This is a genomic window from Microbispora sp. CA-135349 (assembly GCF_050947365.1).
In the GTDB taxonomy this organism is placed as follows: domain Bacteria; phylum Actinomycetota; class Actinomycetes; order Streptosporangiales; family Streptosporangiaceae; genus Microbispora.
Genome location: NZ_CP192001.1, coordinates 1 through 26,378, shown reverse-complemented (window position 1 = coordinate 26,378; position 26,378 = coordinate 1). Strand labels below are relative to the sequence as shown.

The window sequence follows — 26,378 nt, the reverse complement described above, 5'->3', positions numbered from 1 at the left end:
CCTCAGGGAGCATGCGATGCCGTTGAACATGCCTGAACCGCCGGGACGGATTCGGGAGGAAACACGCTCCCAGCTCGGCCTAATCGCCAGAGCCGGCGGAGAGGGCCCGAAACTGCTGGGCGAGGTCTCCCCGGATGACGTGGAGGTGTCCACCCCCCACCGGGTGTTCGCCTTGCTCGTCAAAGACATCGAGGCCGGCGGCGGCCTGGAAGTGGCGCAGCCGGTGGGCTGGCGATTCCTGCTGGAGTCCGGCGGCAATGTGCTCGCCGGCGCCGAAGTCGCCGAAACGCCGGACCGAACCTTCCCGCCAACGTTCTACAGAAGCTCATCCGTCGGAGCCACTGCGACCGCGGTCAGAGCCGCACGAGCCCTGCCGCAGCTCGCAATGGCCGGGTTCGATCTCCGGCTCCTGCAAATCCCCGAGCTCTACCAGACCGCCCTGTGGTTGCACTCACCCAACACCGACCTGCTCATACCGCTGGCACCCTCCCCGATCGGGCACGAAGGCCAGGTCACACCACCACCGGTGTTCTTCCGGGAACTCGCCGTCCATGCCCAGGAGTTCAGAGCCCACCAGCCCCGCGACCGGGAGCCGACCTAGGGCCTGTACGGGGTTCAGATCTTCAGGAGGCAGGCTGATCCCCAAGATGACACCTCGTAAGTAGAGGCCGGTGAGATAGCTCTCGGGCGTCTTGTCGAAGCGGAAGACCAGACCACACCACTCCTTGATCCAGATGATGCAGTGCTCGGCTTGTTGCGTTCCTTGTACAGGTCCCGGTCATGGCTGACCGGGCGGCCACCGCGTGACCCGGCTTTCTTGCGGTTGGCCGCTTGGTCGGCCTTCTCGGAAATCACCGCCCGGATGCGGCGCCGGCGCGGTTCGCGCGGGAGGGGTGGATCAGCACATCCCGCAGCTCGATCAGTGACATTGGCCGGCGGGGGAGGCCGTATCCGACCTCCCTGCCGTCGACGGCGAGCCTGCTGGGCGCGCAGGCGAGCATCTGGAAGGCGCGCTCGGCGATGTCCAGAGGTGACCGGTCCGGGCCGGCCGTGTCGGATGGGTTCGTGCTCATCGGGTTCTCCACGGCGAGAGGGATTTCGCTTCGTCGAACCCGGTTGTAGGAGTCGCCTCTGGCACGGCTCCGGCGCCAATCCCTGACTGCTTCTGGCACGCCTCTGGCGTTTGGTGGCGCGGCATTTCGAGAGGCGTGCGCCAGAGCGACGCCAGAGGTACGCAGGTGCCCTCACCAGGGATGACAGCTCACGCCAGAGCGGTGCCGGAGGCCGCTGCTGCACTCGAAGCGCGTATCTGAGTTCCGCCCCGGAACAGAAATGGAAGTAACGAGCACGACCTGGCTTCAGGTCCACCGCCAGCCGGCCTCGGCCGGGCGGGCCCCCTCTCATGAGGGCTCTCTCCGTACAGGAGGAGGCGCGATGAGGGTCCCGTACTGGCGAGACGACCACGCCACCCTGCACCTCGGCGACGCACGCGAAGTGCTCTCCATGATGCCCGACCGTTCCGTGGACTGCCTGGTGACCAGCCCGCCCTGCTACGGGCTGCGCGACCACTGCCCGGAGGAGTATGGCCAGGAGCCCACGCCGAACGACTATGTGAAGAACCTCCGCGCCACGTTCGCGGAGGCCCGGCGGGTGCTGGCCAAGGACGGCACCTGCTGACTCAACCTCGACGACGTCTACGCCGCCAACTCCGACGGCTACGTCCGTGGCGTCGACTACAACCAGCGGCCGCCGGTGGTGCGCCCTCGTTCCCGTCGCATCGTGCCGCCCAAGAATCTGCTCGGCATGCCGTGGCGGGTCGCCTTCGCCCTCCAGCAAGACGGCTGGATCCTGCGCAACGCAATCGTCCGGTCCAAGCCCAACGCCATGCCGCAGTCGGTCCTGGACCGGCTCTCCACCCGCTACGAGCTGATCTTCCTGCTCGTCAAGCAGCGCTTCTACTGGTTCGACCTCGACACCATCCGCGAGCAATACACCGGCGAGCGCTCGCTGTCTCGCCGCTCTCAACGCGGCGGGATGAAGCGCAACGCCATCCACACGCCCTGGCCCTCGACCGGCCTGCCGGAGTCAGCCGGCACGCAGCACGGCACCGTTGCTGGCCCCACCGACCGCGCCCACGATGCGGCCAACCCGAACGGCCGCAACCCCGGGGACATCTAGAGCATCTCGACCAGGCCCTACCGGGGCGCCCACTTCGCCCCGTTCCCGATCGACATCCCGCTCCGCGCCATTGCCGCCGGCTGCCTCCTCGGCGGCACCGTCCTGGACCCGTTTTCCGGAGCGGCAACAACGGCTCTTGCCGCCCGGCAACTCGGCCGGCAGTTCATCGGCATCGAACTCAACGCGGACTACTGCAAGCTCGCAGTAGCGCGGATCCGTGAGGCATCGGCAAAGGCTGGAGGCATCGAATGAAGGACATCACCCTGCGCGACCTGCAGGACCTCCCGCCGACGCTGGACCTCATGACCGCCGCGAGGATCCTCGGTATCGGCCGCACCAAGGCCTACGAACTGGCCAAGAAGGACGAGTTCCCAGTCACCACCATCCGCGTTGGTGATCTCTATCGCGTTTCCACCTCTGATCTCCTCCACCTCATCGGAGTGGATTGGGCGAACACCCGCAACTCCGGCAGAGACGTCATAAACTGATGAATTTTCTAATACAGGAGCAGGCAGCTGGCAATCGGGATGCGTCGTTTGGAACGCGCTACTAGCATCTATGGTGCAACTTATGCGGAAGGGCGGGCTAGCGATGGCGTTCAAGCGCGTGAGCTCGAGGGCAGCGTCGTATGCCTCGCCGGAAGCTCTTTACCACGATCTTCCCCGGACACCGACAGCGAAGCCAGGCCTGCTCCTACACCAAGGCGACCTGTTGCGGACGTATGCAGCAGAGCACCTGGGCACCAAAGACTTAGCCCTGGAGCTGCCAACCGGCACGGGCAAGACTATTCCTGCCCTGGTGATCTCCGAGTGGTGGCGGCGATGTCGTAACGCCCGAGTGGTGTATGCCTGCCCGACTGAGCAACTGACCCGGCAGGTGGCCGTTACCGCGGCGGAGGAGGGGATCGCTGCGGTCGTACTCACTGGCTCGCACCGCGACTGGTCGCTGACTAACCTCGCCCGATATGAGTCGGGGGAAGCAGTCGTTCTGACTACCTACAGCACCGTGTTCAACAGCAGCCCAAAACTAGACGCTCACCCCGACCTTCTGGTGTTTGACGACGCCCATAACGGCGAGCAGTACGTCGCAGACCAGTATTGCGTGCGGATAAACCGGTCCGGTGACGACTATGCCGACCCAGAGGTCTACGACAAGCTGCTGGACATCTTGTCACCAGGCCTAGACGGGCTGTTGTTGCAACGGCTTCGTAGTCCGAGCGCAGAGATCGGCAGCTTCAACAATGTTCATCTGGTGGTGCCTGCGCAGCATGATGGGATGCCCGAGCGACTGGCCGATACCCTAAGTGCCCTACCTAGGCCATGGTGCTTCCGGTATGCGATGATCAGCGACGTCCTGGCGTCGTGCTTGGTCTACATCACCTACTGGGGGATACAGATACGTCCGGTTATCCCCTGCACCGAGAACAACCGATTGTTCGCTGACGCCAAGCAGCGCTTATATCTATCAGCAACGCTGGGCGAGGCCGGGGACTTGGAGCGCTCTTTCGGTCGAGCGCGGATCAAGCGCCTGACACTCCCCGCGACCTCTCCCGAACCACGGTCGGGCCGCCGGTTCGTGATCTTCCCCGACTTAATGACAGGTATCGATGCCGACACGATCACCCGAAAGATCGCGACAAGGGCCGGGAAGGCTTTAGTGCTGGCACCGGATTCCGCTACTGCTGCGTTGACCGCGAAGCTGATCTCGCAGCCGGGCTGGCCTGTCCTCACAAAGGACGATGTCAAGCATGGCATGGGGCCGTTCTCTGAACTAGACCATGCGGTGTGCGCCTTGGCGAGCCGCTACGACGGACTCGACCTGCCGCATGAGGCGTGTCGGTTGGTGGTGATGGAGAGCGTGCCCGACCGGGACCATCTGCAGGAGCGTTTCCTGTCCAGCCAGGTCCGGGCGGGCGCCGCACTCTCTGAGCGAGTTCGGACACGGGTTGTACAAGGAATGGGCCGCTGCACCCGGGGATCCACGGACTGGGCACTGGTCGTGGTCCGCGGTGAGGACCTCACCCGGTACCTACTGCGGCAGGAAGTGCAGAGAGCTCTGTCCGCTGAGTTACAGGCCGAGATCCGGTTTGGCATCGAGAACAGCAGGGACAGCACCGAGACCAACGTGCAGGAGAACGTGCAGGTCTTCCTCGATCAAGAACGGACGTCGGAGTGGCGTGAGCAAGCGGAGCCGTACCTCGCCCAGTTGCGGTCGGAGCTCAGTCGTATTCCGCCCGACGGCAGCCACGCGCTAGCGTCCGCCGTGGCGGCCGAGATAGAGGCATGCGCACTGGCCGGACACAGCCGCTGGGCCGATGCAAGCGCACAGGCTCAACAAGTAACGCACAAGCTGTCCTATGGTGGCGAGGCCACCCGTGGCTACCGCAGCTTCTGGCTCCTGCTAGCAGGAGTGTGGGCCTACCGTGCCGCTGTCATCGGAGAGGACACCGGCTTGATGGCGACCGCACATCAGTTAATCCGTCAAGCCGACCGAACATCACCTGGAGCGTGGGTGCGGAGTCTGCCTCCCTTGCCGGAGATGCCGGCTAACGCGCTGCTCCCGCAGGACGATTTTGCAGTCGGCTCAGTGGCAAACCTGCTTTCGCGGATCGCGCCGGCCAAGGTGGAAGTGCGCCTGGCCGACATGGTGACCAGCCTTGCCGAGGTATCCCATACTGCCTACGAGCCCGCCCTCACCGAGCTTGGAGTATTCCTAGGGGCGGAGGCCGCCAAGCCTCAAGGCAGCGGACGTTGCGACTCCAACTGGTGCTGGGGCAATCACATGTGGTTTTCTCTGGAAGCCAAGAGCGAGCACACCAGGCCTGAGGGCCTCGTCCCGCACAGTGACATTCGGCAGGTTAACGATCAGCTTCGTATCCTGCGCAGTGACCGTCAGCATGCAGTAATCCCCCCCGGTAGCATCACCGCAATCATCTCGCCACGCGTGGCCGTCGACCCCACCGGTGCCAGTGGCGCCGAAGAACATTCCTACCTTGTCCACCCCGAGACGATCTTGCAGATGGCTCGCGACGTGGCTAACGCCTGGCAGGCCATGTTGGCCAACCGAACTGGTAGGGACAAGTCTGACCTTCTTCGAATGGTGGCGAAAATCCTCAGCCAGTATGGGGTCCTTCCCTCTCAGGTCCTAGATCGGCTAACCGAACATCCGATCTCCACCGTCGGCTCCTCCACGTGATGTCCCAGTCCACAGGCCTCAGCTGAGAACAAGCCTGGCGTGATCCTCGTCCAAAAAGCTGGTGATGGACCACCGCTTCCGAATCTCGCCAGGCAGCAGGCAGTGCGTCACTACTACCGTCTGGAATCCCTGAGTGCGCTCCGTCAGCAGCTGGAACATCTCGTGGACTAGCTTCTGATGAAGAAAGTCACCGAAATCGTCGATCAGTAGCAGTGTCGGCCCGGCTTCACTGCTCACCTGTGCAAGCGCGATCGCGGACTCAAACAGGACAGTCCAAAGTGCCATAGGGGAGGCGTCGTCTGCCAACGATATGGCCTCAGGCCAGTAGGCCAGTTGGACCACGGGAGCGTCGTTGATGACTTCAACGCGCAACACTGTGCCGAAGACTCGGTCCGGCACCTCTAAGAGCAGGTTCAGAAAGGTCGTAACGTCGAGGCCAAGTAGTTCTGCGAGGTCACGGAAGTCCCTGACGCGTCGCCGTGGGTTTCTCACGACGATGGACCGATAGGGGGCAGGCAGGAACGGCATCGGCTTGTGATCCAGGCGGAACTTGATACGGCCGTCCTGTGCTTGCAGCCGGAGTGTGTGTGGCATCGGATCGAACCAATGTATGTCGGCCGCCAACCTTCCGAACCACTGGCGTTCAGCAAGGAGACCCGGTTGAGCGGCCCCAGCCAGAAGATCAAGTAAGGTGCTCTTGCCTGTGCCGTTGTAGCCGAGCACCAAATTGAGAACCGACAAGTTGACCGAACGGGCTGCTAGCGCCCCGGGCCCCTCGCGCACGGTGATCTCGGTGATAAGACCATGTGGCGCCGAGAGGCCGCGCATCTCCTGAACCAGATATGTCTCGTGGAGGTGGCGCCAGGCATGCAGCAACTGCGGCGGGTAGTCCCGCCCTTGATTGGTATCGATGAGACGACCATGGTCTGCGCATAGCCAGATGCCGTTTGACGTAGATTGAAGCTGCTCGGGTGTTAAACCGCCACTGCCTCTAGGACCGCCAGGCGCCGCGGCATAAATATGGCAGGCAGTGCCGATACATGCGACATCATCCGGCCCAAGACCAGGCCCGAGGGTCGGTCGACGGCAGTCAGGCTTCGAGCAGCGGTAACCTGCTCGCTCAGCTATCAGCTTCCGCACCTTCCAGGGAAAGTCGGCGCGCCCTCTCGTCACGACCGCATGGTGACACACGCCGAACAGTCGTAGGCCCGCTCGGTGTGAAATCGGGGCCAGCGAGCGAGGGAACGTGGACGATGGTGCGAAGGACGAGCCCGCGCTCCCCAGCTTGATCTGTCTCTCAAGGTAGCAGCGGTTCCAGCACCGCCCACTGCGCATCGGTCAGGTCGAACCGCCTCGTCACCGCTAAGGTGGCCAACGAGGGGGGTTCGTGGTCAGCCACGACGATGCCCGCATCAGCCGGGCCAGCCCCGCCCTGGGCTGTTGCCTCTGGCTTGTCGGCGTCATTTGGCGAGGGTTCCGTCAGTTTCCCCGTCGGCACTGTCGTCCGCATAGGAGCTGCTGCGGTCGCGAGCGCGGTAGAGGAAATCGAGGACAGTCTGTCGATAGACGTCGGCAAGCGCGGCGAGTGGGTGGGGCCGTGCGAGGGCGGCCTCGGCGTCGTCCGTACCGTCAGCCGGGCTTTCTGCGTCTCTTGCATCGTTGTCAGGCTCGAGAATGCGCTCCATCCAGTGGTTGAGGCGCTTGAGGCGCTGCTCGGCAGCGGCGGCGCGGGTAAGCAGCAAGACCTCGTCTGGGGTAAGCCGGTCCCCAAACGCGTCGAGCCAGCCCTGCTCGAGATTCTCGCCACCCAAGGTGGCGAGGTCGACGAGTGCGGCGAGGATGTGATGGTGAAGATCGTGGAGGCGGGTGAGGGCTGGGGTGCGGTGCCAGCGCGGGTCGTTGAGATCTGGAAGGTCATCGAAGAGCTGGACGATCTTGACCGCGCGGGGCGGGGGCCAGCCGACAGGCCAGGCGGAGCGGTGGTCCCAGAGTTGGAGAATGGCGGCGCGGGCATCGGCGGCACGGGCGGCCGCGTCGGGCTCGCCAGCCGCGGTGGCCTGGTCAGCGGCGGCGATGAGCGCCGCGGTGTGGTGAGCGAGCCATCGAGTGAGGGTGTTGTTCGTGTGAACGTCGCCAAAGTCATTGAGAATCTGCTCGCCGAGGCGGGCGACGTTGTCGTCAGCGGACGGTGACTCGGCCGACAGGGTCGATGAGATAGATGCGGCTTCGGGGTGGCCGGTACTCCCCCCGTTCAGAGGAGCGTCGTTGTCGTCCAATCTGGACCTCCATGATGAGGGTCATGCCAGTGTCGGCGAGATACCGCAGCAGCGGTCCGCGCGCAACGTACACGCGGTAGCCGGAGGAGGTGATGGCGCCGGTGTCTTCGGTATTGCTATCGGCCCACTGCTCGGCACGGGCGAGCACAGTGCCGTCGCCAGCGAGGAGGGCGAGCCTGGTCGGGTCGATGACGGCACCGGTCACCTTGCAGAACCGGAGGCTGGGGAGGGGGAGCGCGGGGCGGAGGCCGTGCGCGTACGGGTCGTGCTCGTCGAGCCCGTCGCGGTAGTCGCTGGCATCAACTAGCCAGCCGCGCAGAACAAACGAACCGTGATTGACCTCGAACGCGTCCTCGTCCTCCTCGGGAAGCTTCCAGTCGGTCGGATTGGCGGCGGCGGCGAACGCACGCTGCAGGTCGACAGCGTGATCAGGGGCTACGAGCGCAGACCAAACGTGGGTCGTGCTGTAGGCGCCGGGCCGGTCCAGGCTTGTGCAGCCGGCAACAAGGACCGACTCAGGGAGGCGGCCATCGACGAACCCGAGCGCGCGATCGTAGTCGTCTTCAGTCGGGGTATCCCACTCGTCAAGCTGAGGCAGGTGCCCGAACAGGTCAGGCTCGACCGGCACCGGGTGGCGGAGGTCGGCGAGCCATGTGTGCGCGGAGCAGGGCAGGTGGGAGCTCAACCAGTCACGCCACGGGTCGTCCGCGTCGTCGTACGGAGGGACGTTGACAGGAAGTCGCGCGTCGACGAGTTCCCCCGCGACGACCATCATTGCGTGGTACTCCAGGTACAGGCGTAGCTTCTCCTCGGGCGGAATCGCCCCGTGGCGGTGCGACATCCGTTGGAATGACCGCTGGTCGCGCAGTTCGCGGGCATCGTGCCACCAGTCATCTTCGCCGAGCCCCCACTCATCGAGGATCCAGCGTTCCGCGCGTTCGGCGATTGCGTCGACGGACAGGTTGAATGCGCGAGCGAGCGGCGCGTACCAGTAGGGGAGAGTGTCCATCCAGTCGAAGTCGTAGCGCAGTGTCTCGGACACCCGACGGTCGTCGCCGATGTAGCGCCTGTTGTGCTCGATCAAGCAAGCGACAGGCTGGTTCGCTTGGCGAAGCTCGTCGGCGACGCGGTCGGCGGGGTTGGCGAGCGCGAGGGCGGTCTGGCGGGCAAGCTCGCGGATCTGGGCGTGTGGGAAGGTGCGGCTGGTCGCGTGCCGGGTCAAATCGGGTAGATGATCAACGAGCAAGGCAGGGTTCTGCGCGGCGACACGCTGAAGCGCGACGAGCAGCGCGGCAGCGGCGGACATCCGATAAAAGTGCAGAGTCGGATTCCGGAACGGCCCGGCATCGGTGCGATCGAGGCAGGCGACGAGCGAGCCAGCGAGCTTGCGGGCATCGGCGAAGTCGGATTGCAGCAGCAAGTCACGGGCGGCATGAGCGGCACGCCAACGGATGTCGCGGCGAGGGTGACCGAATGCACTCCAAAGCAGAAGCGGCACCGGCCCCACTGGGTCGGCCGTCGCGGTAACTCCACCTCCGCCGGTGTCAGGGAGCCGCTCGGCGAGTAGCGCGACGAGCGCGTCAGCGGCGTCACCCGGGCCGCACAGTCGGCCGAGGAGCGCAGCGATGTTCTGCCAGCCGTACGGCGTTAGCCGGGGCCGAGCGTCAGGAAACGCGGCGAGAACGGCGCAACGGATGTCGTCATCACTAGCGAACGCGCGGAGCTGGTCGAGCAGCAGGTCGGTGTCCTGCCACCAGGCGAGGTCGGGCAGATGTCCGGCGAGCAGCGTCGGGAGCGCGGCCGCAGCCCAATTCCTGACGCCGGGCCAGTCGCGCCACTGGGCGAGGCAGTCGGCCAGCACTGGGAGAACCGTGTTGACCCCGGCGCGGCCGCACAGGTCAGCGACCGCGGCTAGCGCGTTGACCCGGTGGTCGGGGCGGGCGGAACGGGCGACAGCGGCAACGAACTCACGCATCTGATCGCCGTACACCAGCGCCTGTGCGAGTACGTCGACATCATCGGCAAGTGTGGCCAAGCTGCGGCCCGCCGGATCGGCCAACAGCGCTTGCGCGTCCGCACGCAGGGCCGCGCCGCGCCACCGCTCGCTCGGATCCGCATTGTCGCGGCCTAGCCGGGCGACGGACTCCAGCGCTGCTTGGACTTGCCCGTCGAGGTCACGCTCGGCAGCCCAGTCAAGGAGCTGGGTGGCGAGCGCTGGCTGGGCGCGGGCGGGCACGTCGCGGCGTACCCAGCCTGCGACCCGTTGCAACGCGACTCGGGCGGCAGCAGTACCCGCGGCGCCTACCCGCAGTCGGTCGATGACAGCGAGCATGTACTGCAGCCGCGCATCGTCGTCCTCGACGAGATGCGCGAGCGCGAGCGCCTGCACGCTCGCGACGCCGCCGCCGTCAACGGCGCCGACCAGTGCCGCCGGCAGCGTCTGCACTAGGCGGATCCGATCCTCATCATCCCACCGGCTGACGGCCTCAAGCGCGATGCCCACGTCAAGCCGCCCTGCGGCCCCTACGACATCCGCGTACGGGACGACCCCGCCCTCGGTGACGTACGGCGCGACCGCCTCAGCCGCACGGACGAGTCGGGCGGCGACCACGGGCCGGTCCACGTCACCGATATCGGCACGGCCAGCGAGGTCGGCGTATACGGCCAGCAGCCGGGCAGCGTCATCGTTGATCCCGGTCGCCACGTCGACCGCCTGGTCGAACAGTTGCCTGCCTAGCTCCGGGGCCACGCTGTCGGCGATCTCGGCGGCACGGGCGAGCAAGTCGAGCCGATCCGACGCCGGGTAAACGCCCGAGCGGGCGTGGCTCGCAGCTCGCGCGCATAGGTCCGCGGCGGGGCCAGAGTGGACGCCGCGCACACCGAGGCCAGCCGCCAGGTCCAGCCACAGCGCGGGCGCGTCGTCCCGGAGCAGTCTGGGCGCCGCGTTGGCCAGGCGGTCGATCAGGTCGGGCGCAGCGGCGGCGTCGACGACCGCGTCGGCCGTGATCTTCGCCCATGCCCGGTACGAGTTGTCGAAGGTGAACCAGCGGTGCTCGGCCTTCTCAGTTCGGTCGGCGAGTCCGGCGATAACGAACGCGGTGACCTCATCTTTGTCCGCGTCACCGATTGCGCTGCGGGCGGCGAGCAGCGCTGCCGCTAGCAGTGGCTGGACCATCTCGATCCACTCGCGCCGCTCGTGAGCGCGGGAGTCGTCCGCCGCCCCGCGCCTCTCCCCTGTCTTCTCCCCCGGGCGTAACGACAGCGGGACCATGTCGTCGACGTCGATGCCGGTTCCGTCGAGCACGGCGGCGACGGCACAGGAACGGAGTGCGGCGACACCGTCCGCATTGCCGCTGCTAAACCCCCAGCGGTGCAACGGCAGCGTGCCGGCCCAGTGTCGTGCGAGCGCCGCAGCCGCCTGCCGGTCACCATGGCGCACGGCGACGTCGATTAGTCGACCGTGCCAGGGCTTCGCATTACCCGGATCGTCGGCGAGCACTGCGGCCACAACCTCATCGACCCAGCCGCGGTCGGGAACAGTCTGGGGTGTCGTGGCGTATGCGAGGAACGGCGCCTGCGCCACCGCCGGAACACCGTGTGCGCGCAGCACCTCCCTGACCGGCCCCGGCCCGACGTCCGCGGCAACCCGGGCGGCGAGCGCCGCCGCCGCGTCGAGCGCGAACTTCGCGGGTCGCCACCTCCGCAACTCGGCGATGGCCGCGTCTGCCCCGTCGAGCCGGTACCGCGCCTCCGCAGCGTACGCCACGTCGTTCGCGTCGATCCTCCAGCTGTGGGTCTCCTCCTTCGGGCTAGTCGTCCACCGGCGCAGCCATGCGTCCGCGCGGTCCAGCTCGGTACGGGCCTCAGCGTGCCGGGCCGGGTCTCGGGCCAGCGCCGCAGCGACTCGCATGTGTACAGGCGCAAGCCACTCTCCGCGGGAGGACTGACGCAATGCGTGCGCGCGGAGCTGGTCAACGTCCGTGTACCTTGCGACTAGCTCGAGGCGAGACTCAACCAGAGACGACAGTGTGCCGAGCCGCGACGCTGTATCGCACGCGCGGACCGCGATGCGAACGGCGGCCGCGGCGCTACCGATCGCGGCGGCGGCACGCGCGGCGAGGTCTAGCCGCCGGCCCTGCGCCTGCGCGCGCCGGAACCCGTCCGGAATCCCCTCAGGCCAGTCCTCGTTCAGGACAAGCAGTAGCACATCGTCCAGTCGGCCTGCAGCGAACAGGTGATCTGCGACGTGCGCCGCCGCCTCCGCGTCCCCGGCCCGGGTTGCGAAGAACATATCCGCGAGCCGGCCGTGCGCTGCGGCCACATCCGCCGGGTCGACGCGGCCGCGCACATACGTCTCGAAGTCCTCGTCGCGGAACTGGATGGCCCCATTCGCCAGGGTGACACCGGGCGCGAGCCCATGCGCGAACGCCACTACAGCAGCTGAGCCGACGTCGAGCGCGGCAGCCAGAGTACTGATGTTGACTGGGCGGGCGAGCGCGAGCATTAGCCCGAGCCACCGCCGCCCGCCGGCGTCGGCGCCGCTGACCTGCAGCGCCGAGTCGACTAGCCCCTCAAACAGCGGCTCGGGCGTGCGAGCGCATGCGTTCAGCAGCGACGACATCTCCCAACCGTCTGCGGCAGCTTGGGTTAGAGCGTAGTACTGGGCCCGTGGATTTCCGCCCGTCCGTGCGTGGAACTCGGCGGCATCCACGTCCGACGCGCCTGGCTGGAAGCGACGCAGGTGTGCGGCCGACGTCGCTAGGTCGAACGGCGCCAGCTCCACCTGCGCCATGCCTGGCGCGCCGAGAGACTCGACCCGGTGGCTCCGCGCGGTAAGTACAACCATGGCGCGCGGCGGCAGCGACAGCCCGACCAGACCAGGCAGGAACCCGCGGTCGCCGCGCTCATGGGCCGCGAAACCGGCGTTATCGGCCGCGTCGACCGCTAGAACGAGCACGGCGCCCGGGTCGAGCCCGTCGACGGCGTCTTGCAGCGTGCGGCGCAGCCGCCGCCATAGGTCCTCGTCGACCGCCGGCGGGTGAACGAGCAGCGGGGTCCCGCACTGCTGCGCCAAGTCGTTAACCATCTGCGTCACGAACCGCTGCGGTGTGTGACGCTCCTCGCCGTAGCTGAGGTACTCGCCGCCGCCGTAGCAGTCGAACAGCGCGACCACCGACCCGGGCGGCAGATGGTCGCCGAGCTGCCGCAACGCCGTCGTCTTTCCGGCGCCCGCCGGACCGTGCGCCACGACGATAGCGCCAGGGTGCACGAGCAGCGCGTCCGCGATCGCGCGCGCGCCGGGTGCGGGCAGCGGATCGTCCAGCGGCGGCAGCCGAGCGGGCGCCGGGTATAGGTCGAGCGGATCGGCCACACCGAGCTCGGCGAGGACATCTGTGGCACGGATCCCGGCTCGGCCAGACTCGGGGAGAGCCTCCCTGCGGACCAGGTCGAACAGCCGTAGCGCCGAGTCGGGGCCACGTCCAGGCGCGAGCTTCGCCGTTCTGGCCCGGACGTTACGTGCTAGCGCTGCCCGGCCAAGCGAGCCCGCCTGCGACATGTCGAGTACGGTCAGGAAATCACAAAATTCACCACTGCCGAGCAGGGGGCCGACAGCGTCAGCGAGCCTGCGGACCACATCGGCTTGCTGCGGCTCTACGAGTGCTTTAAGCAGTGCAGCCTTGCCTTGTCCGGCACGCCGTGACTGCGCCCATTCTGCGGCCGCCGAGATAGCCTCGTGCACCAGCGGATCACCGGGCTGGTTGCTGACGAGACTGATTCGCACCTTACAGAGCAGCTCGTCGCGAGAACGGCCCGTGAGCAGTTTCGCATAGATGCCCGCGAGGTCGGCGATCACGGACCTAGTCGACACCACGCTGCCGTCAGCCGCGCGCCTCATCCGCTTCTCGCACAGGCGGCTGGCGGTCCACGCCTTGTCCGGGTGCCTGGTGCTGTGCTTAAGCTGGGACAGGACGACGGCAGAGGCGGTGCCCAGGTCGTTCCCGCCGATGTACTCGGCAACGTCCACCGCCTCGTACTCGTCGTCCGGGTCGTCCACGCGACTCAGGCCTTCCACCACGACGACCCTGCTGTCGGTGCCAGGCTCGATCAGCGCGAGCGCGCGGGTCGCGGCCCACCAGAAATGAAAGTCGTCCCCGGCATTGGACTCCGGCGCTCCCAACGCTTGTCCTCCTCCCACCGTCAAGCGGACCGACGGCCGCCTCGCCCCGACCGGGCCTACATTAGTTCCGCCACCGAAGTTACGGGGTCGCCGCGCGCGCCAAGTGGGCTCCGGCGTCTACAAGTCCACGGCGTTGATCCCGTAGAGATCCTGGGAACATGCTGTACAGGAAAACCGCCCAGTGACTAAGCGGACTGATCTCTGTCACCTGGCCGGGACTCGTCCCACTAACGAGTGGCTAACAAACGATCAAAAGGCCAGGTCCCGGATCTTGGGAACTGGCCTCTGAGCTGGTACTTCATGGTGGGGCTACCAGGACTTGAACCTGGGACCTCTTCCTTATCAGGGAAGCGCTCTAACCGACTGAGCTATAGCCCCGCACTGCGCAACGAACGTTACCGCATCCCGTTTCCGGTGGCGAATCCGTCGTTCCGAACGAGGAAAAGCTTACCGTGTCCGGGACCGTGGTCGTGCCAGGGAAACGCATCCGTACGGCGGGCCGCTCCGTGGGCGGCCTGCCGTACCGAACCCGCTGCGCCTGCTGTTCCGTGCTGCCGTGCTGTCTCGGGCCTCACTCGGCTTCGCTGAAGGTGACCTCGACACCGCCCACGAGGTCCGCGGAGATGTTGTAGATCACGGCACCGAGGGTGGACAGCGCGGTGATGAGCACGACGTTCAGCGCGCCGAGCAGGGCCGCGTACCCGAGGATGCGGACCGGCTCGAACCAGCTGCCGATGTCGATGGTGCCGACTCCCTTGCCGCCGACGCCACCACTCGTGGTGAGCTGTGTGACGGTGTCGGTGATCGAGGAGAAGACGCCCAGCGCCGACAGCACGCCGTACAGCACCGCGACGGCCACGAAGAGCACGACGAAGCACACCAGCGACACGACGAAGCTGAACTTCATCGCCGACCACGGCTCGATCCTGCGCAGGACCAGGTGGGCCTTGCGCGGCGGACGCAGGCCGGACTTCTTGTCCTTGGAACCCTTCGAGTCCTTGGAATCCTTGGACGACTCAGGGCGGTCTCCGGCCGGGCCGAAGCTGAGTCCGCGCACAGAACCGCCGTCCACTGCGGGACGGCCGTTGTCCACAGACGGGCGCCCGTTGTCCACAGGGGGTGTGGACGTACCGAGGCCGGTGGGCCGGGGATACTGTGCGGTCGCACCGCCGCCGTCGGATCTGCCGTTGTCGGACGCGCCATCCGCGGCCGTCTGCCGCTTCCAAGGCTGGTCGGCGGCCGAGGTCCGGATGCGCATGGTGTCGTCGGCCTTCGCCTTGTCGGCGGCGGTCACGTCATCTCCTTCGGAAGCCACCTTGGCGACGCTACCGCCATCGTGCGCCCGCGCGGTAACGCCGTTCGAAGACGACGCGGGGCGGGCGCCCGTGGGTCTCTGCTTGCTGCCGGGTGTCCGCGGCCCACCGGTGTCACTCATGCCGCGCCCTCACCTGGTGCGCATTCGCGGCTGACGATTCGCTCGCTCATGCCTCGCCTCCTGCCCCGTTCTCCTCGGTCTCCAACGACTCGGCGTTGCGAGCGAGGGCCACAACGCTGTCACCCTCGGCCAGGTTCATCAGGCGGACGCCCATGGTCTGGCGGCCCGACTGCTTGATCTCGCCGGCGCTGGTACGGATCACCCCGCCGGCAGAGGTGATCGCGAAGACCTCGTCCTCGGGACGCACCATGACGGCTCCGACCAGCTTGCCACGAGCACTGACGATCTTCGCCGTCAGCACGCCCTTGCCGCCCCGGCCCTGGACCGGGTACTGGTCGGCGGGTGTCCGCTTCGCATACCCACCCTCGGTCGCGATCAACACGTCATCGCCGTCGCTCATGACGTTCATCGCGAGCAGTTCGTCACCGTCCACGAACCTCATGCCGATCACACCGCTGGTGGCGCGGCCCATGGGGCGCAGCGCGTCGTCCGAGGCGGTGAACCTGATCGACTGCGCGTTCTTGGACACGAGCAGCAGGTCATCACCCTCGGAGACGAGACGGGCGGCGATCACCTCGTCATCTTCGCGCAGATTGATCGCGATCAGGCCACCGGAACGCGGCGAATCGTATTCGGAAAGCCGCGTTTTCTTCACCAGGCCGCTGCGGGTCGCCAGCACCAGATACGGCGCCACGTTGTAGTCCCGCAGGTCGAGGATCTCCATCACGTGCTCGTCCGGCTGCATGGCCAGCAGGTTGGCCAGGTGCTGACCGCGGGCGTCCCGACCCGAATCCGGCAGCTCGTACGCCTTGAAGCGGTAGACCCGGCCCTTGTTGGTGAAGGCCAGCAGCCAGTGATGCGTCGTGGTCACGAAGAAGTGCTCCACGATGTCGTCCTGGCGGAGCTGCGCGCCCCTTACCCCCTTGCCGCCGCGCCGCTGCGCCCGGTAGAGGTCGGTGCTCGTCCGCTTCGCGTAGCCACCACGCGTGATCGTGACGACCACGTCCTCCTCGGCGATCAGGTCCTCGATGGACATGTCGCCCTCGTACGCGATGATCTCGGTCTTGCGTTCGTCGCCATATCTGGCGACGATCTCCCCGAGCTCCTCCGACACGAGCCGGCGCTGCCGGGGCTCGGAGGCCAGGATGTCCTGGTAGTCGGCGATCTGCGCCATCAGGCCGTCGTACTCGTCCTGGATCTGCTGCCGTTCCAGCGCGGCCAGCTTGCGCAGCTGCATGTCCAGAATGGCCTGCGCCTGGACCTGGTCGATGTCCAGCAGCGTCATCAGGCCGCCCTGCGCCTCCGCCGCCGACGGCGACCTCCTGATCAGGGCGATGACGTCGTCGAGCCGGTCGAGCGCCTTGAGCAGCCCGCGCAGGATGTGCGCCCGCTCCTCCGCCTTGCGCAGCAGGAACCGGGTCCGCCGGACGACGACCTCGATCTGGTGCGTGACGTAGTGCCGGACGAACTGGTCGAGCCGCAGCGTCCGCGGCACGCCGTCCACCAGCGCGATCATGTTCGCGCCGAACGTGGTCTGGAGCTGGGTGTGCTTGTAGAGGTTGTTCAGCACGACCTTGGCGACCGCGTCGCGCTTGAGCACGATCACGAGCCGCTGGCCGGTGCGCGACGACGTCTCGTCCCGGACGTCCGCGATGCCGGTGATCTTGCCGTCCCTGACCAGCTCGGCGATCGTGAGTGCGAGGTTGTCCGGGTTCACCTGGTACGGCAGGGCCGTGACGACCAGGCACTGCCGTCCCTTGGGGTCCTCCTCGACCTCGACGACGGCGCGCATGATGATCGAGCCGCGGCCGGTGCGGTAGGCGTCCTCGATGCCGCGACGGCCGACGATCAGCGCGCCGGTCGGGAAGTCGGGGCCCTTCACGCGCGCGAGCAGCCCGTCGAGCAGCTCCTCGTCGCTCGCCTCGGGGTTGTCGAGCGCCCACTTGACGCCTTCGCCGATCTCCCGCAGGTTGTGCGGCGGGATGTTCGTCGCCATGCCGACCGCGATGCCGGCGGACCCGTTGACCAGCAGGTTCGGGAACCGCGACGGGAGGACGACCGGCTCCTGCGACCGCCCGTCGTAGTTGGGCTGGAAGTCGACGGTCTCCTTGTCGATGTCCCGGAGCATCTCCATGGCGATCGGCGCGAGGCGGCACTCGGTGTACCGCATCGCGGCCGCCGGGTCGTTGCCCGGAGAGCCGAAGTTGCCCTGGCCGTCGACGAGCGGATAGCGCAGCGACCACGGCTGCGCGAGCCGTACGACCGTGTCGTAGATCGAGGTGTCGCCATGGGGGTGGTAGGAGCCCATGACGTCACCGACGACGCGGGAGCACTTGAAGTAGCCGCGGTCGGGCCGGTAGCCGCCGTCGAACATCGCGTACAGCACGCGACGATGCACGGGCTTGAGGCCGTCGCGGACGTCGGGCAGCGCGCGGGACACGATGACGGACATCGCGTAGTCCATGTAGCTGCGCTGCATCTCGGCCTGGATGTCGACCGGCTCGATGCGATCGGCGGGGGGCCCAGGCGGCGTGTTCACTTCCGTCACGAAAAGTCCTTCTGGTTGACCGCGCTGCTCAGACGTCGAGGAACCGGACGTCGCGGGCGTTGGTGATGATGAAGTTCCTGCGGGCCTCGACGTCCTCGCCCATCAGCACGCTGAACAGGTCGTCGGCCTGGGCGGCGTCGTCGAGGGTCACCTGGCGCAGCACCCGGGTGTCGGGGTTCATCGTGGTGTCCCACAGCTGGGAGGCGTTCATCTCGCCCAGACCCTTGAACCGCTGCACGCCGTCGTGGAGCCGGGGGTCGCGCCGGCCGCGGCCGACGCCCTCCTCGATGATCGCGTCGCGCTCCCGGTCGGAGTACGCGTACGAGGCGTCCTCGCCCTTGCGGTCCCACTTGATCTTGTACAGCGGCGGCTGGGACAGGTAGACGTGCCCGGCCTCGATCAGCGGCCGCATGAAGCGGAACAGCAGCGTCAGCAGCAGCGTGGTGATGTGCTGGCCGTCGACGTCGGCGTCCGCCATCAGGATCAGCTTGTGATAGCGCAGCTTGGAGATGTCGAACTCGTCGTGCACACCGGTGCCGAGGGCCGTGATGAGCGCCTGGACCTCGTTGTTCTTGAGGACCTTGTCGATCCGGGCCTTCTCGACGTTCAGGATCTTGCCGCGGAGCGGGAGGATCGCCTGGAACTTCGGGTCGCGCCCGCCCTTGGCCGAGCCGCCGGCCGAGTCGCCCTCGACGATGAACAGCTCGCACTTCTCCGGCTCCGACCACTGGCAGTCGGCCAGCTTGCCCGGCAGGCCGCTGCCGCTTTCCAGCAGCGACTTGCGGCGGGTGAGGTCGCGCGCCTGGCGAGCCGCGATGCGGGCCCGGGAGGCCTGCAGCGACTTGTTGATGATCTCCTTGGCCTCGCCCGGGTTGCGCTCGAACCAGTCGCGCAGGTGGTCGTTGCAGGCCTTCTGGACGAACGACTTCGCCTCGGTGTTGCCCAGCTTGGTCTTGGTCTGGCCCTCGAACTGCGGGTCGGCCAGCTTCACCGAGATGATCGCGGCGAGGCCCTCGCGGACGTCGTCGCCGCTGAGGTTGTCGTCCTTGCCCTCTTTGAGGAACTTCTGCTCGCGCGCGTACCGGTTGACGATGGTCGTCAGCGCCGCGCGGAAGCCCTCCTCGTGGGTGCCGCCCTCGGCCGTGTTGATCGTGTTGGCGAACGTGTAGACCGACTCGGAGTAGGAGGCGTTCCACTGCATGGCGATCTCGACCGAGATGCCGTCGCCGTGCTCCTCGAAGTCGATGACCGAGTTGTGGATCGGGTCCTTCTTCGAGTTCAGGTGGGTGACGAAGTCGGACAGGCCGCCCTCGTAGTGGTAGGTGACCACCTTGGGCTCGCCGTCGATGATGTGATCGGGCCGCTCGTCGGTCAGCGTGATCTTGAGGCCCTTGTTGAGGAAGGCCATCTCCTGGAACCGGCGCGCGAGCGTCTCGAAGTTCCAGGCGGTCGTCTCGAAGATCTCCGGGTCCGGCCAGAAGCTGATGGTCGTGCCGTGCTCGTCGGTCGGCTCGCCCTTCTCGAGCGGCGCCGTGGGCTTGGCCGTCACGTACTTCTGCCGCCACACGTGGCCGTCGGTGCGGACCTCGACCTCCAGGCGGGTCGACAGCGCGTTGACGACCGAGGCGCCCACGCCGTGCAGACCGCCCGAGACGGCGTACGACTTGCTGTCGAACTTGCCGCCGGCGTGCAGCACGGTGAAGACGACCTCGACGGCGGGCCTGCCCTCCGCGGCGACGATGCCCACGGGGATGCCGCGGCCATGGTCCATCACGCGCACGCCGCCGTCGGCGAGCAGGGTGACCTCGATCAGGTCGTTGTAACCGGCCAGCGCCTCGTCGACCGCGTTGTCGACGATCTCGTAGACCAGGTGGTGCAGCCCGCGCTCACCGGTGGAACCGATGTACATGCCAGGCCGCTTACGGACCGCTTCCAGCCCTTCGAGAACGGTGATAGAGCTAGCGTCGTAGGACAAGTGCGAAATCCTCCTGCCGCGGACACGCGGCGGGCGACACCGTGGATTGGCTGCCCCTGCCGTGCCCGTCACCGTCGTGAGTGCCCCGATGCGGCACCCAGGGGAATCGGCCCGTGAGGCCGGGGTGACGCAAACCGGACGTGTCCTTGAGTCCGCCTTCATTCTACCGGTCCGGCGGACATCAGGTGGCACTCACGGGGCTGTGATGCCCTGTCGCTTGACGATCATGTTTCTGAGCACCCCCCACCATGGAGCGGGGGTCGAGGCCTCAGGCGCGATTTTGGGCCGGTTCGGGCTCTGCGCGGGTCGGCTCGGCGCGTCCGCGGCCGATTCGACGTGCCGAAGGGCTCCGACCCGGGTCTCCTGAGCCCGATACCAGGTCAGAAGGGGTGCGCCGGCCTCCCCGTGTGCGCCCGGCCGGCGCGCTCAGCCGTACGTGTCGCCGGGGCCGCGACTGCCGCGTACGCGCAGACCGCCCTCCGGGCGCTGACCCGTGCCGGGGCCGTGCACCTTGACCCGGGTCACGGTGCCGTCGCCGAGCTCCTCGTTAAGCCGCCTGACCAGCGTGGACGCGAGCAGCCGCACCTGGGTCGCCCAGGCGGTGGAGTCGGCGGCGACCAGCACCTCGCCGTCCTCGAAGCTCTCCGGCCTGGTGTGGGCGGCCAGCTCGGGGCCGACGATCTCCGCCCAGCGGCCGAACACCCCGCCCACGGCGATGGGCTGTTCCCACCCCCGGGCGGCGAGCAGGTCGCGGATCGCCCGGCCGAACGGCAGCGGGTCGCCGGCGTCCCGCCGTGAGGCGCCCGCACCGGAGCGCCGGCGCGGCTCGGTCCGCGGAAGCTGTCCCCGCTTCAGCGCGTCCGCCTTCGCCTGGGCCAGCTTCTCCCGCGCGAGCGCGGCACCCCGCGCGACCGAGCCCTGCGGCGACTGTCCACCGGCTGTGGACATCTCATCGGACACGGGTCACGCTCCCCTCCATGACGTCGAAGCGGGCGCCGGCAAGCTCGGGCGGCACGTCGTCCGGCACCGCCGCCGTGATCAGCACCTGCTCGGCCGGAGCGACGATCTCGGTGAGCCGCCTGCGCCGCTGGCCGTCCAGCTCGGCGAAGACGTCGTCCAGGATCAGCACCGGGTCGCCGCCGTCGGCTCGCAACAGGTCGTAGGCGGCCAGCCGCAGCGCGAGCGCGAACGACCACGACTCACCGTGGCTCGCGTAGCCCCGGGCCGGCAGCTCGCCCAGCCGCAGCAGCAGGTCGTCGCGGTGCGGGCCGACGAGGGTCACGCCGCGTTCGAGCTCCGCCTGGCGCGCCTCCGCCAGGCCGGCCCGCAGGTGCTCGGCCAGTAGTTCCCGGTTTGTCCCCAGGGTGGGGATATCTGTGGATAACCCCGACGGCCGGTACTCGAGATCGGCGAGTCCCGATGACGGAGCGAGAGTGGCGTACGCCTTCGCCGCGAGCGGCCGCAGCGCGTCCACCAGGCGCAGCCGCGCCGCCAGCAGTTCCGCACCGTGGTGCACCAGGTGGGAGTCCCAGACCTCGAGTGTGCTGAGGACGTCTCCCGCGCCGGCGGCGGCGAAGGCCGCGTCGTCCTCCTGCTTGCGTCCGCCGCGCCGCCGTCCCGCCCGCGTCGCCGCGGCCGTACGCAAAAGCGCGTTGCGCTGCTTGAGCACGCGGTCGTAGTCGGCGCGCACCCCCGCGAACCTGGGGACGCGGGCGACGAGCAGGTCGTCGAGGAAACGGCGGCGCTCGGAGGGGTCGCCCTTCACCAACGCGAGGTCTTCTGGGGCGAACAGCACGGTCCGCAGCAGGCCGAGAGCGTCGCGAGCCCGGGGGACGGGGGATCGGTTCACCCTGGCGCGGTTGGCCCGGCCGGGGTTGATCTCCACCTCGATCAGTGCGCGGCGGTCGTCCCTGACCACCGACGCACGCACGATCGCCCGCTGCGCGCCGTGCCGTACGAGCGGCGCGTCGGTGGCCACGCGGTGGCTCGAATGGGTCGCGAGGTAACCCAGCGCCTCGACCAGGTTGGTCTTGCCCTGCCCGTTGGGCCCCACGAAGGCCGTCGCCCCCGGTTCGAGCACGAGGTCGACCTCCGGGTACGACCGGAAGTCGGTGAGGGACAGGCTCGCCACGTGCACGCCCGCAAGGCTAACGCCTCCCCCCCGCCGACCCCACCGCGATCACGGTGAGGGGGTGGGGTCAGCGGTCGGCCTCCACCGGCGGAGTGACGTCGGCGCCGGGGGCGTCGGCGCCCTTGCCCGTCTGGCCCTCGACGGAGGCGACCGCGTGCCCGCCGAACTGGTTGCGCAGCGCCGCGACCATCTTCATCGCCGGGGAGTCGGGCTGGCGTGAGGCGAAGCGGGCGTACAGCGCGGCCGTGATGGCCGGCAGGGGCACGGCGTGGTCGACGGCGGCCTGGACCGTCCAGCGGCCCTCGCCGGAGTCCTCCGCGTAGCCCTTGAGCTCGGTGAGGTCGGGGTCCTTCTGCAGCGCCCGCACCAGCAGGTCGAGCAGCCACGACTGGATGACCGTGCCGTGCCGCCAGCTCTTGAACGTCTCGGGGACGTTGGTGACGACGTCGCTGGCCTCCAGCAGCTCCCAGCCCTCGGCGAAGGCCTGCATCATGCCGTACTCGATGCCGTTGTGGACCATCTTCGCGAAGTGGCCTGCGCCCACACCGCCCGCGTGGACGAAGCCGTCCTCGCCCTCGGGCTTGAGCGTCTCGAAGATCGGCCCGAGCCGGCGGACGTGCTCCTCGTCGCCGCCGGTCATCAGCGCGTAGCCGTGCTCCAGGCCCCAGACACCGCCGCTGACGCCCACGTCGACGAAGCCGATGCCGCGGGCGCCGAGATCGGCCGCGTGCCGCTGGTCGTCCAGATAGTGCGAGTTGCCGCCGTCGATGACGGTGTCACCTTCCGACAGGAGGTCGCGCAGCTGCTCGATCGTGTTCTGCGTCGGCGCCCCGGCGGGGACCATGACCCAGATCGCGCGCGGCGCCTGAAGCCTCTCGACGAGGTCCTTCAGGCTGCCGACGTCGCTGATGGACGGATCGCGGTCGTAGCCCACGACCTCGTGGCCGCCGCGCCGCAGCCGCTCGGCCATGTTCCCGCCCATTTTGCCGAGCCCGATCATGCCGATCTGCATCTGAGCCACCCCTAAACCTCTGCGTCGTCCACAGCGTCGTCCACCGAGGCACGCGTACCCACGCATCGGGGGTCCATGCCCGCAGGAGATCGTACGCCCGGGGCGTCAGATCCGGGTCAGCTGGACAACCGGATGGGCATGATGAGGTAGCGATAGTCCTCGCTCCCGCCGTTGTCCACAGGCTTGCCCCCGGTGAGGATGGCGGGCTTGGTCGGCGTGGTGAACTGGAGCCGCGCGACGTCCGAGTCGATCGCCCCCAGGCCCTCGAGCAGGAACTGGTGGTTGAAGGCGATGTTGATCTCGTCGCCGTCGAACTCGACCGGCAGCGCCTCCACGGCCTGCGCCTCGTCGCCGCTGCCCGCCTCCAGGACGACCTCTCCGCCACGGAAGGCCAGCCGTACGGGGGTGTTGCGCTCGGCTACCAGAGCGACGCGCTTGACGGCCTCGACGAACGAGGTTGTGGACAGGTCCGCCCGCGCCGAGAACTCGGTGGGCAGCAGCGAGCGGTACTTGGGGAACTCGGGGTCGAGCAGCCGGGTCGTCGTCCGCCGTCCGGCGCTGGAGAAGCCGATCATTCCCTCACCGGTGCCGCCGGCCGAGCTCAGCGCGATCTCGACCTCCGCGCCGGTGCCGCCGAGCGCCTTGGCCGTGTCCGCCAGCGTACGGCCCGGGATCATCGCCACGGCCTGGAAGCCGGACTGCTCGGGCTGCCACTTCAGCTCGCGTACGGCGAGGCGGTAGCGGTCCGTGGCGGCGAGGGTCACGGTGTCGCCCTCGATCTCCATCCGTACACCGGTCAGCATCGGGAGGGTGTCGTCCTTGCCCGCGGCGACGGCCACCTGGCCGACGGCGGAGGCGAACACGTCGCTGCCGACGCGTCCGGCGGCGGGGGGCATGGCGGGCAGGGAGGGGTAGTCCTCCACAGGCATGGTGAGCAGTGTGAACCGGGCGCTGCCGCAGGTGACGACGGCCTTGGCTCCGTCCACAACCAGTTCGACCGGCTGTGCGGGAAGCGCGCGGGTGATCTCGGCGAGGAGCTTGCCGGAGACGAGCACCACGCCCGGCTCCCCGGTCTGCACTTCGAGGGTCACCTCGGCGGAGACCTCGTAGTCGAAGCCGGAGAGCTTCAACCGCTGGTCGTCGGTCACCTCCAGCCGCATGCCGGCGAGCACCGGCACCGAGGGACGGGCCGGAAGGCTCCGTGCCGTCCACGCCACGGCCTCGGCGAGCACGTCGCGATCGATCCGGAACATCACGTGGATCAGCCTCCTGGGTGTCGCTGCTTCGTCAAGTGTTCACTCTCCCGCACCTGTGTGCCTCCAGAACCCCTTCTATGGTTCTTGAGTTCTTGAGAGAGAGATACAAGTCGTCTTATTAAGCGGTGTGGATATGTGGATGTCGAGCATTTTCGCAGCTCAGGGGAGCTGATTCATCCACTGCGGGTGTGGGGGAGACGTGGACGGACCCCCTGTGGACTGTGGGCGGCCGCGCTGTCCCCACACCTGTTCCCCAGACGGAGTGCCCTCTGTCCACGAGTAATCCACGATGTTTCCACCGGTTGTCCACGGGGTAAAAGGGACAGCCGAGGTGCGTGGAAAGAGTACGCACAGGGCGTCCCCAGCTCGTCCACGGGTGTTCCCCAAGTAGTCCCCAGCTTTTCCCCAAAGTTGTCCCCAAGCGGGAACGGCGTGTCGACGCGCCGGAGAGGGTGGGGGTAACGCGAAACGCCGCCGCCGAACGGCGACGTGTTTGATCCACAGAGTTATCCACAGCTGTGCACTAAGCGTTGCGCGCGCGCTGCTTGATCCGTGTCGTCAGCTCGTTGACCTGGTTGTACATCGAGCGCCGCTCCGCCATGAGCGACCGGATCTTACGCTCCGCGTGCATCACGGTGGTGTGGTCGCGCCCGCCGAACTGCTGGCCGATCTTCGGCAGGGACAGGTCGGTCAGCTCACGGGCCAGGTACATGGCGATCTGACGGGCGGTCACCAGGGCGCGCGAGCGTGAGCTTCCACACAGGTCGTCGAGTGAGACGCCGAAGTACTCGGCGGTTGTGGACATGATGAGGGAGATGGTGATCTCCGGGCTCGCGTCCTCGCTGATGAGGTCCTTGAGGACGATCTCGGCGAGCTGGATGTCCACAGACTGCCGGTTGAGGCTGGCGAACGCGGTGACCCGGATCAGCGCGCCCTCCAGCTCGCGGATGTTGGTCGCGATGCGGCTGGCGATGTACTCCAGCACGTCGGGCGGCGCGGCCAGGCCCTCCTGGATCGCCTTCTTGCGCAGGATCGCGATGCGGGTCTCCAGCTCGGGCGGCTGGACGTCGGTGATCAGACCCCACTCGAACCGGTTGCGGAGCCGGTCCTCCAGCGTCACGAGCTGCTTGGGCGCCCGGTCGCTGGAGATGACGATCTGCTTCTGGGCGTTGTGGAGGGTGTTGAAGGTGTGGAAGAACTCCTCCTGCGTCTGCTCCTTGCCCTCGAGGAACTGGATGTCGTCCACAAGCAGGATGTCCACGGCGCGGAAACGGGAGCGGAACCCGTCGGCCTTGTGGTCGCGGATGGAGTTGATGAAGTCGTTGGTGAACTCCTCGGAGCTCACGTACCGCACCCGGGCGCCGTCGTACAGGCTCTGCGCGTAGTGGCCGATCGCGTGCAGCAGGTGGGTCTTCCCCAGCCCCGAGTCGCCGTAGATGAACAGCGGGTTGTACGCCTTGGCGGGGGCCTCGGCGACCGCGACGGCGGCGGCGTGCGCGAAGCGGTTGCTGGCGCCGATGACGAACGTCTCGAAGGTGTACTTGGCGTTCAGCCGGGCGGGCTCACCGGAGGTGCGCCCGCCGCGGGCGTCCCAGCGGTTCTGCCCCGCGCCGGGCACCGGTCCGGGCCCGGGGCCCGGTACCGGCCCGGACGCCGGCTCGGGCTTGGGCGCCGCGGGCGGCTCGGGAGAGTAGCCGCCGGGCCGCTGCGTCCGGTCCGGCGGCGCCATGTGCTGCGGCGCCATGTGCTGCGGGGGCTGTGAATACTGCTGGCCCTGTGGATAGTGCGGTCCGTGCGGCTCGGCGTCGCGCCGGATCGGGCCGTCCTCGCCTAAGGGAAAGCGCGGAGCCTGGGGATGGGCCTGTGGATAATCTGTGGACGGGGCCTGTGGACGATGGTCTGCCTGTGGAGCGGCCGCGGGGTCGGCGGGCAGGCCCGCACCGGGATCGACCATCACGGCGATCCGCACGGGCCGGCCGAGTTCCTGTGACAACGCGTGCACGATCAACGGACGCAGCCGTACCTCGATGACCTCCTTGGCGAAGTCGTTTGGCGCCGCCAGGAGGATCGTGTCGTTGATGAGGCCGGAGGGCTGCGTCATCTGGAGAAACGCGCGCTGCTGCCCGGAGACTCCCTCGTCGAGCAGGGTCCTGAGCGCCCGAGCCCATACAGCGTTGAGATCGACGCCTTCCAT

Annotated in this window: 16 protein-coding genes, 1 tRNA gene and 1 pseudogene; 5 read left to right on the top strand and 13 right to left on the bottom strand. The window is 67.7% G+C overall.

The genetic code is table 11. From position 1 onward, the window contains the following. The first annotated feature begins 16 nt into the window (after positions 1 to 16). Positions 17 to 601 carry a hypothetical protein gene (locus ACQPZZ_RS00090; protein ID WP_432927743.1) on the top strand — a complete coding sequence of 195 codons (585 nt, stop codon included), beginning with the start codon at positions 17 to 19 and terminating at the stop codon, positions 599 to 601. A 250-nt stretch (positions 602 to 851) separates the two neighbouring features. Here ACQPZZ_RS00090 and ACQPZZ_RS00085 read toward each other — a convergent pair whose 3' ends face one another. After that, positions 852 to 1,073 carry a hypothetical protein gene (locus tag ACQPZZ_RS00085; RefSeq protein WP_432927741.1) on the bottom strand — a complete coding sequence of 74 codons (222 nt, stop codon included), beginning with the start codon at positions 1,071 to 1,073 and terminating at the stop codon, positions 852 to 854. 361 nt (positions 1,074 to 1,434) lie between these two features. Here ACQPZZ_RS00085 and ACQPZZ_RS00080 point away from each other — a divergent pair, with 361 nt between their 5' ends. The 4 genes and pseudogenes from ACQPZZ_RS00080 to ACQPZZ_RS00065 all read left to right on the top strand — a co-directional run bounded on the left by ACQPZZ_RS00080 (position 1,435) and on the right by ACQPZZ_RS00065 (position 5,373). Then, a complete protein-coding gene (locus ACQPZZ_RS00080) occupies positions 1,435 to 1,677 on the top strand; it encodes a hypothetical protein (protein ID WP_432927739.1) in 243 nt (80 codons plus the stop codon). Positions 1,678 to 1,803: 126 nt separating this feature from the next. Further along, a pseudogene (locus ACQPZZ_RS00075) lies at positions 1,804 to 2,430 on the top strand (DNA-methyltransferase). Continuing rightward, on the top strand, positions 2,427 to 2,666 hold the full coding sequence (locus ACQPZZ_RS00070) for a helix-turn-helix domain-containing protein (protein WP_432927737.1): 240 nt from the start codon (positions 2,427 to 2,429) through the stop codon (positions 2,664 to 2,666). The pseudogene ACQPZZ_RS00075 and the gene ACQPZZ_RS00070 overlap by 4 nt, the downstream one beginning before the upstream one ends. A gap of 103 nt (positions 2,667 to 2,769) precedes the next feature. Beyond that, complete coding sequence (locus tag ACQPZZ_RS00065) at positions 2,770 to 5,373, top strand: DEAD/DEAH box helicase (RefSeq protein ID WP_432927735.1); 2,604 nt, start codon at positions 2,770 to 2,772, stop codon at positions 5,371 to 5,373. An 18-nt stretch (positions 5,374 to 5,391) separates the two neighbouring features. On the opposite strand, the gene ACQPZZ_RS00060 is transcribed toward ACQPZZ_RS00065, so the two are convergent. The 12 genes from ACQPZZ_RS00060 to dnaA all read right to left on the bottom strand — a co-directional run bounded on the left by ACQPZZ_RS00060 (position 5,392) and on the right by dnaA (position 26,378). Beyond that, positions 5,392 to 6,249: a hypothetical protein gene (locus ACQPZZ_RS00060; protein WP_432927733.1), complete on the bottom strand. Its 858-nt coding sequence runs from the start codon at positions 6,247 to 6,249 to the stop codon at positions 5,392 to 5,394. A gap of 584 nt (positions 6,250 to 6,833) precedes the next feature. Beyond that, a complete protein-coding gene (locus ACQPZZ_RS00055; protein WP_432927731.1) occupies positions 6,834 to 7,649 on the bottom strand; it encodes a hypothetical protein in 816 nt (271 codons plus the stop codon). Next, positions 7,552 to 13,827: an AAA family ATPase gene (locus ACQPZZ_RS00050; RefSeq protein ID WP_432927729.1), complete on the bottom strand. Its 6,276-nt coding sequence runs from the start codon at positions 13,825 to 13,827 to the stop codon at positions 7,552 to 7,554. The genes ACQPZZ_RS00055 and ACQPZZ_RS00050 overlap by 98 nt, the downstream gene beginning before the upstream one ends. Positions 13,828 to 14,128: 301 nt before the next feature. Further along, a tRNA-Ile gene (locus ACQPZZ_RS00045) sits at positions 14,129 to 14,205 on the bottom strand. A gap of 193 nt (positions 14,206 to 14,398) precedes the next feature. Then, on the bottom strand, positions 14,399 to 15,121 hold the full coding sequence (locus ACQPZZ_RS00040; protein ID WP_432927727.1) for a DUF3566 domain-containing protein: 723 nt from the start codon (positions 15,119 to 15,121) through the stop codon (positions 14,399 to 14,401). A 187-nt stretch (positions 15,122 to 15,308) separates the two neighbouring features. After that, the gene (gene gyrA, locus ACQPZZ_RS00035) at positions 15,309 to 17,810 is read right to left on the bottom strand and encodes a DNA gyrase subunit A (RefSeq protein WP_432927725.1); all 2,502 of its coding nucleotides are present in this window, start codon (positions 17,808 to 17,810) and stop codon (positions 15,309 to 15,311) included. A gap of 28 nt (positions 17,811 to 17,838) precedes the next feature. Then, on the bottom strand, positions 17,839 to 19,785 hold the full coding sequence (gene gyrB, locus ACQPZZ_RS00030) for a DNA topoisomerase (ATP-hydrolyzing) subunit B (RefSeq protein ID WP_432927723.1): 1,947 nt from the start codon (positions 19,783 to 19,785) through the stop codon (positions 17,839 to 17,841). A 426-nt stretch (positions 19,786 to 20,211) separates the two neighbouring features. Beyond that, entirely contained in the window at positions 20,212 to 20,745 is a 534-nt protein-coding gene (locus tag ACQPZZ_RS00025; RefSeq protein WP_432927721.1) for a DUF721 domain-containing protein, read from the bottom strand. Then, positions 20,735 to 21,922: a DNA replication/repair protein RecF gene (gene recF / locus ACQPZZ_RS00020; protein WP_432927719.1), complete on the bottom strand. Its 1,188-nt coding sequence runs from the start codon at positions 21,920 to 21,922 to the stop codon at positions 20,735 to 20,737. Before recF ends, ACQPZZ_RS00025 begins: the two co-directional genes overlap by 11 nt. Before the next feature lie 61 nt (positions 21,923 to 21,983). Continuing rightward, complete coding sequence (gene gnd / locus ACQPZZ_RS00015) at positions 21,984 to 22,994, bottom strand: phosphogluconate dehydrogenase (NAD(+)-dependent, decarboxylating) (protein ID WP_432927717.1); 1,011 nt, start codon at positions 22,992 to 22,994, stop codon at positions 21,984 to 21,986. A gap of 50 nt (positions 22,995 to 23,044) precedes the next feature. Then, positions 23,045 to 24,184 carry a DNA polymerase III subunit beta gene (gene dnaN, locus ACQPZZ_RS00010; protein ID WP_432927715.1) on the bottom strand — a complete coding sequence of 380 codons (1,140 nt, stop codon included), beginning with the start codon at positions 24,182 to 24,184 and terminating at the stop codon, positions 23,045 to 23,047. A 523-nt stretch (positions 24,185 to 24,707) separates the two neighbouring features. Further along, positions 24,708 to 26,378: a chromosomal replication initiator protein DnaA gene (gene dnaA / locus ACQPZZ_RS00005; RefSeq protein WP_432927713.1), complete on the bottom strand. Its 1,671-nt coding sequence runs from the start codon at positions 26,376 to 26,378 to the stop codon at positions 24,708 to 24,710.

Bases quoted from the DNA above. Each gene is read 5' to 3' on its own strand.
- ACQPZZ_RS00090 (WP_432927743.1), top strand. From the start codon at position 17: ATGCCGTTGAACATGCCTGAACCGCCGGGACGGATTCGGGAGGAAACA.
- ACQPZZ_RS00085 (WP_432927741.1), bottom strand. From the start codon at position 1,073: ATGAGCACGAACCCATCCGACACGGCCGGCCCGGACCGGTCACCTCTG.
- ACQPZZ_RS00080 (WP_432927739.1), top strand. From the start codon at position 1,435: ATGAGGGTCCCGTACTGGCGAGACGACCACGCCACCCTGCACCTCGGC.
- ACQPZZ_RS00070 (WP_432927737.1), top strand. From the start codon at position 2,427: ATGAAGGACATCACCCTGCGCGACCTGCAGGACCTCCCGCCGACGCTG.
- ACQPZZ_RS00065 (WP_432927735.1), top strand. From the start codon at position 2,770: ATGGCGTTCAAGCGCGTGAGCTCGAGGGCAGCGTCGTATGCCTCGCCG.
- gnd (WP_432927717.1), bottom strand. From the start codon at position 22,994: ATGCGTGGGTACGCGTGCCTCGGTGGACGACGCTGTGGACGACGCAGA.
- dnaA (WP_432927713.1), bottom strand. From the start codon at position 26,378: ATGGAAGGCGTCGATCTCAACGCTGTATGGGCTCGGGCGCTCAGGACC.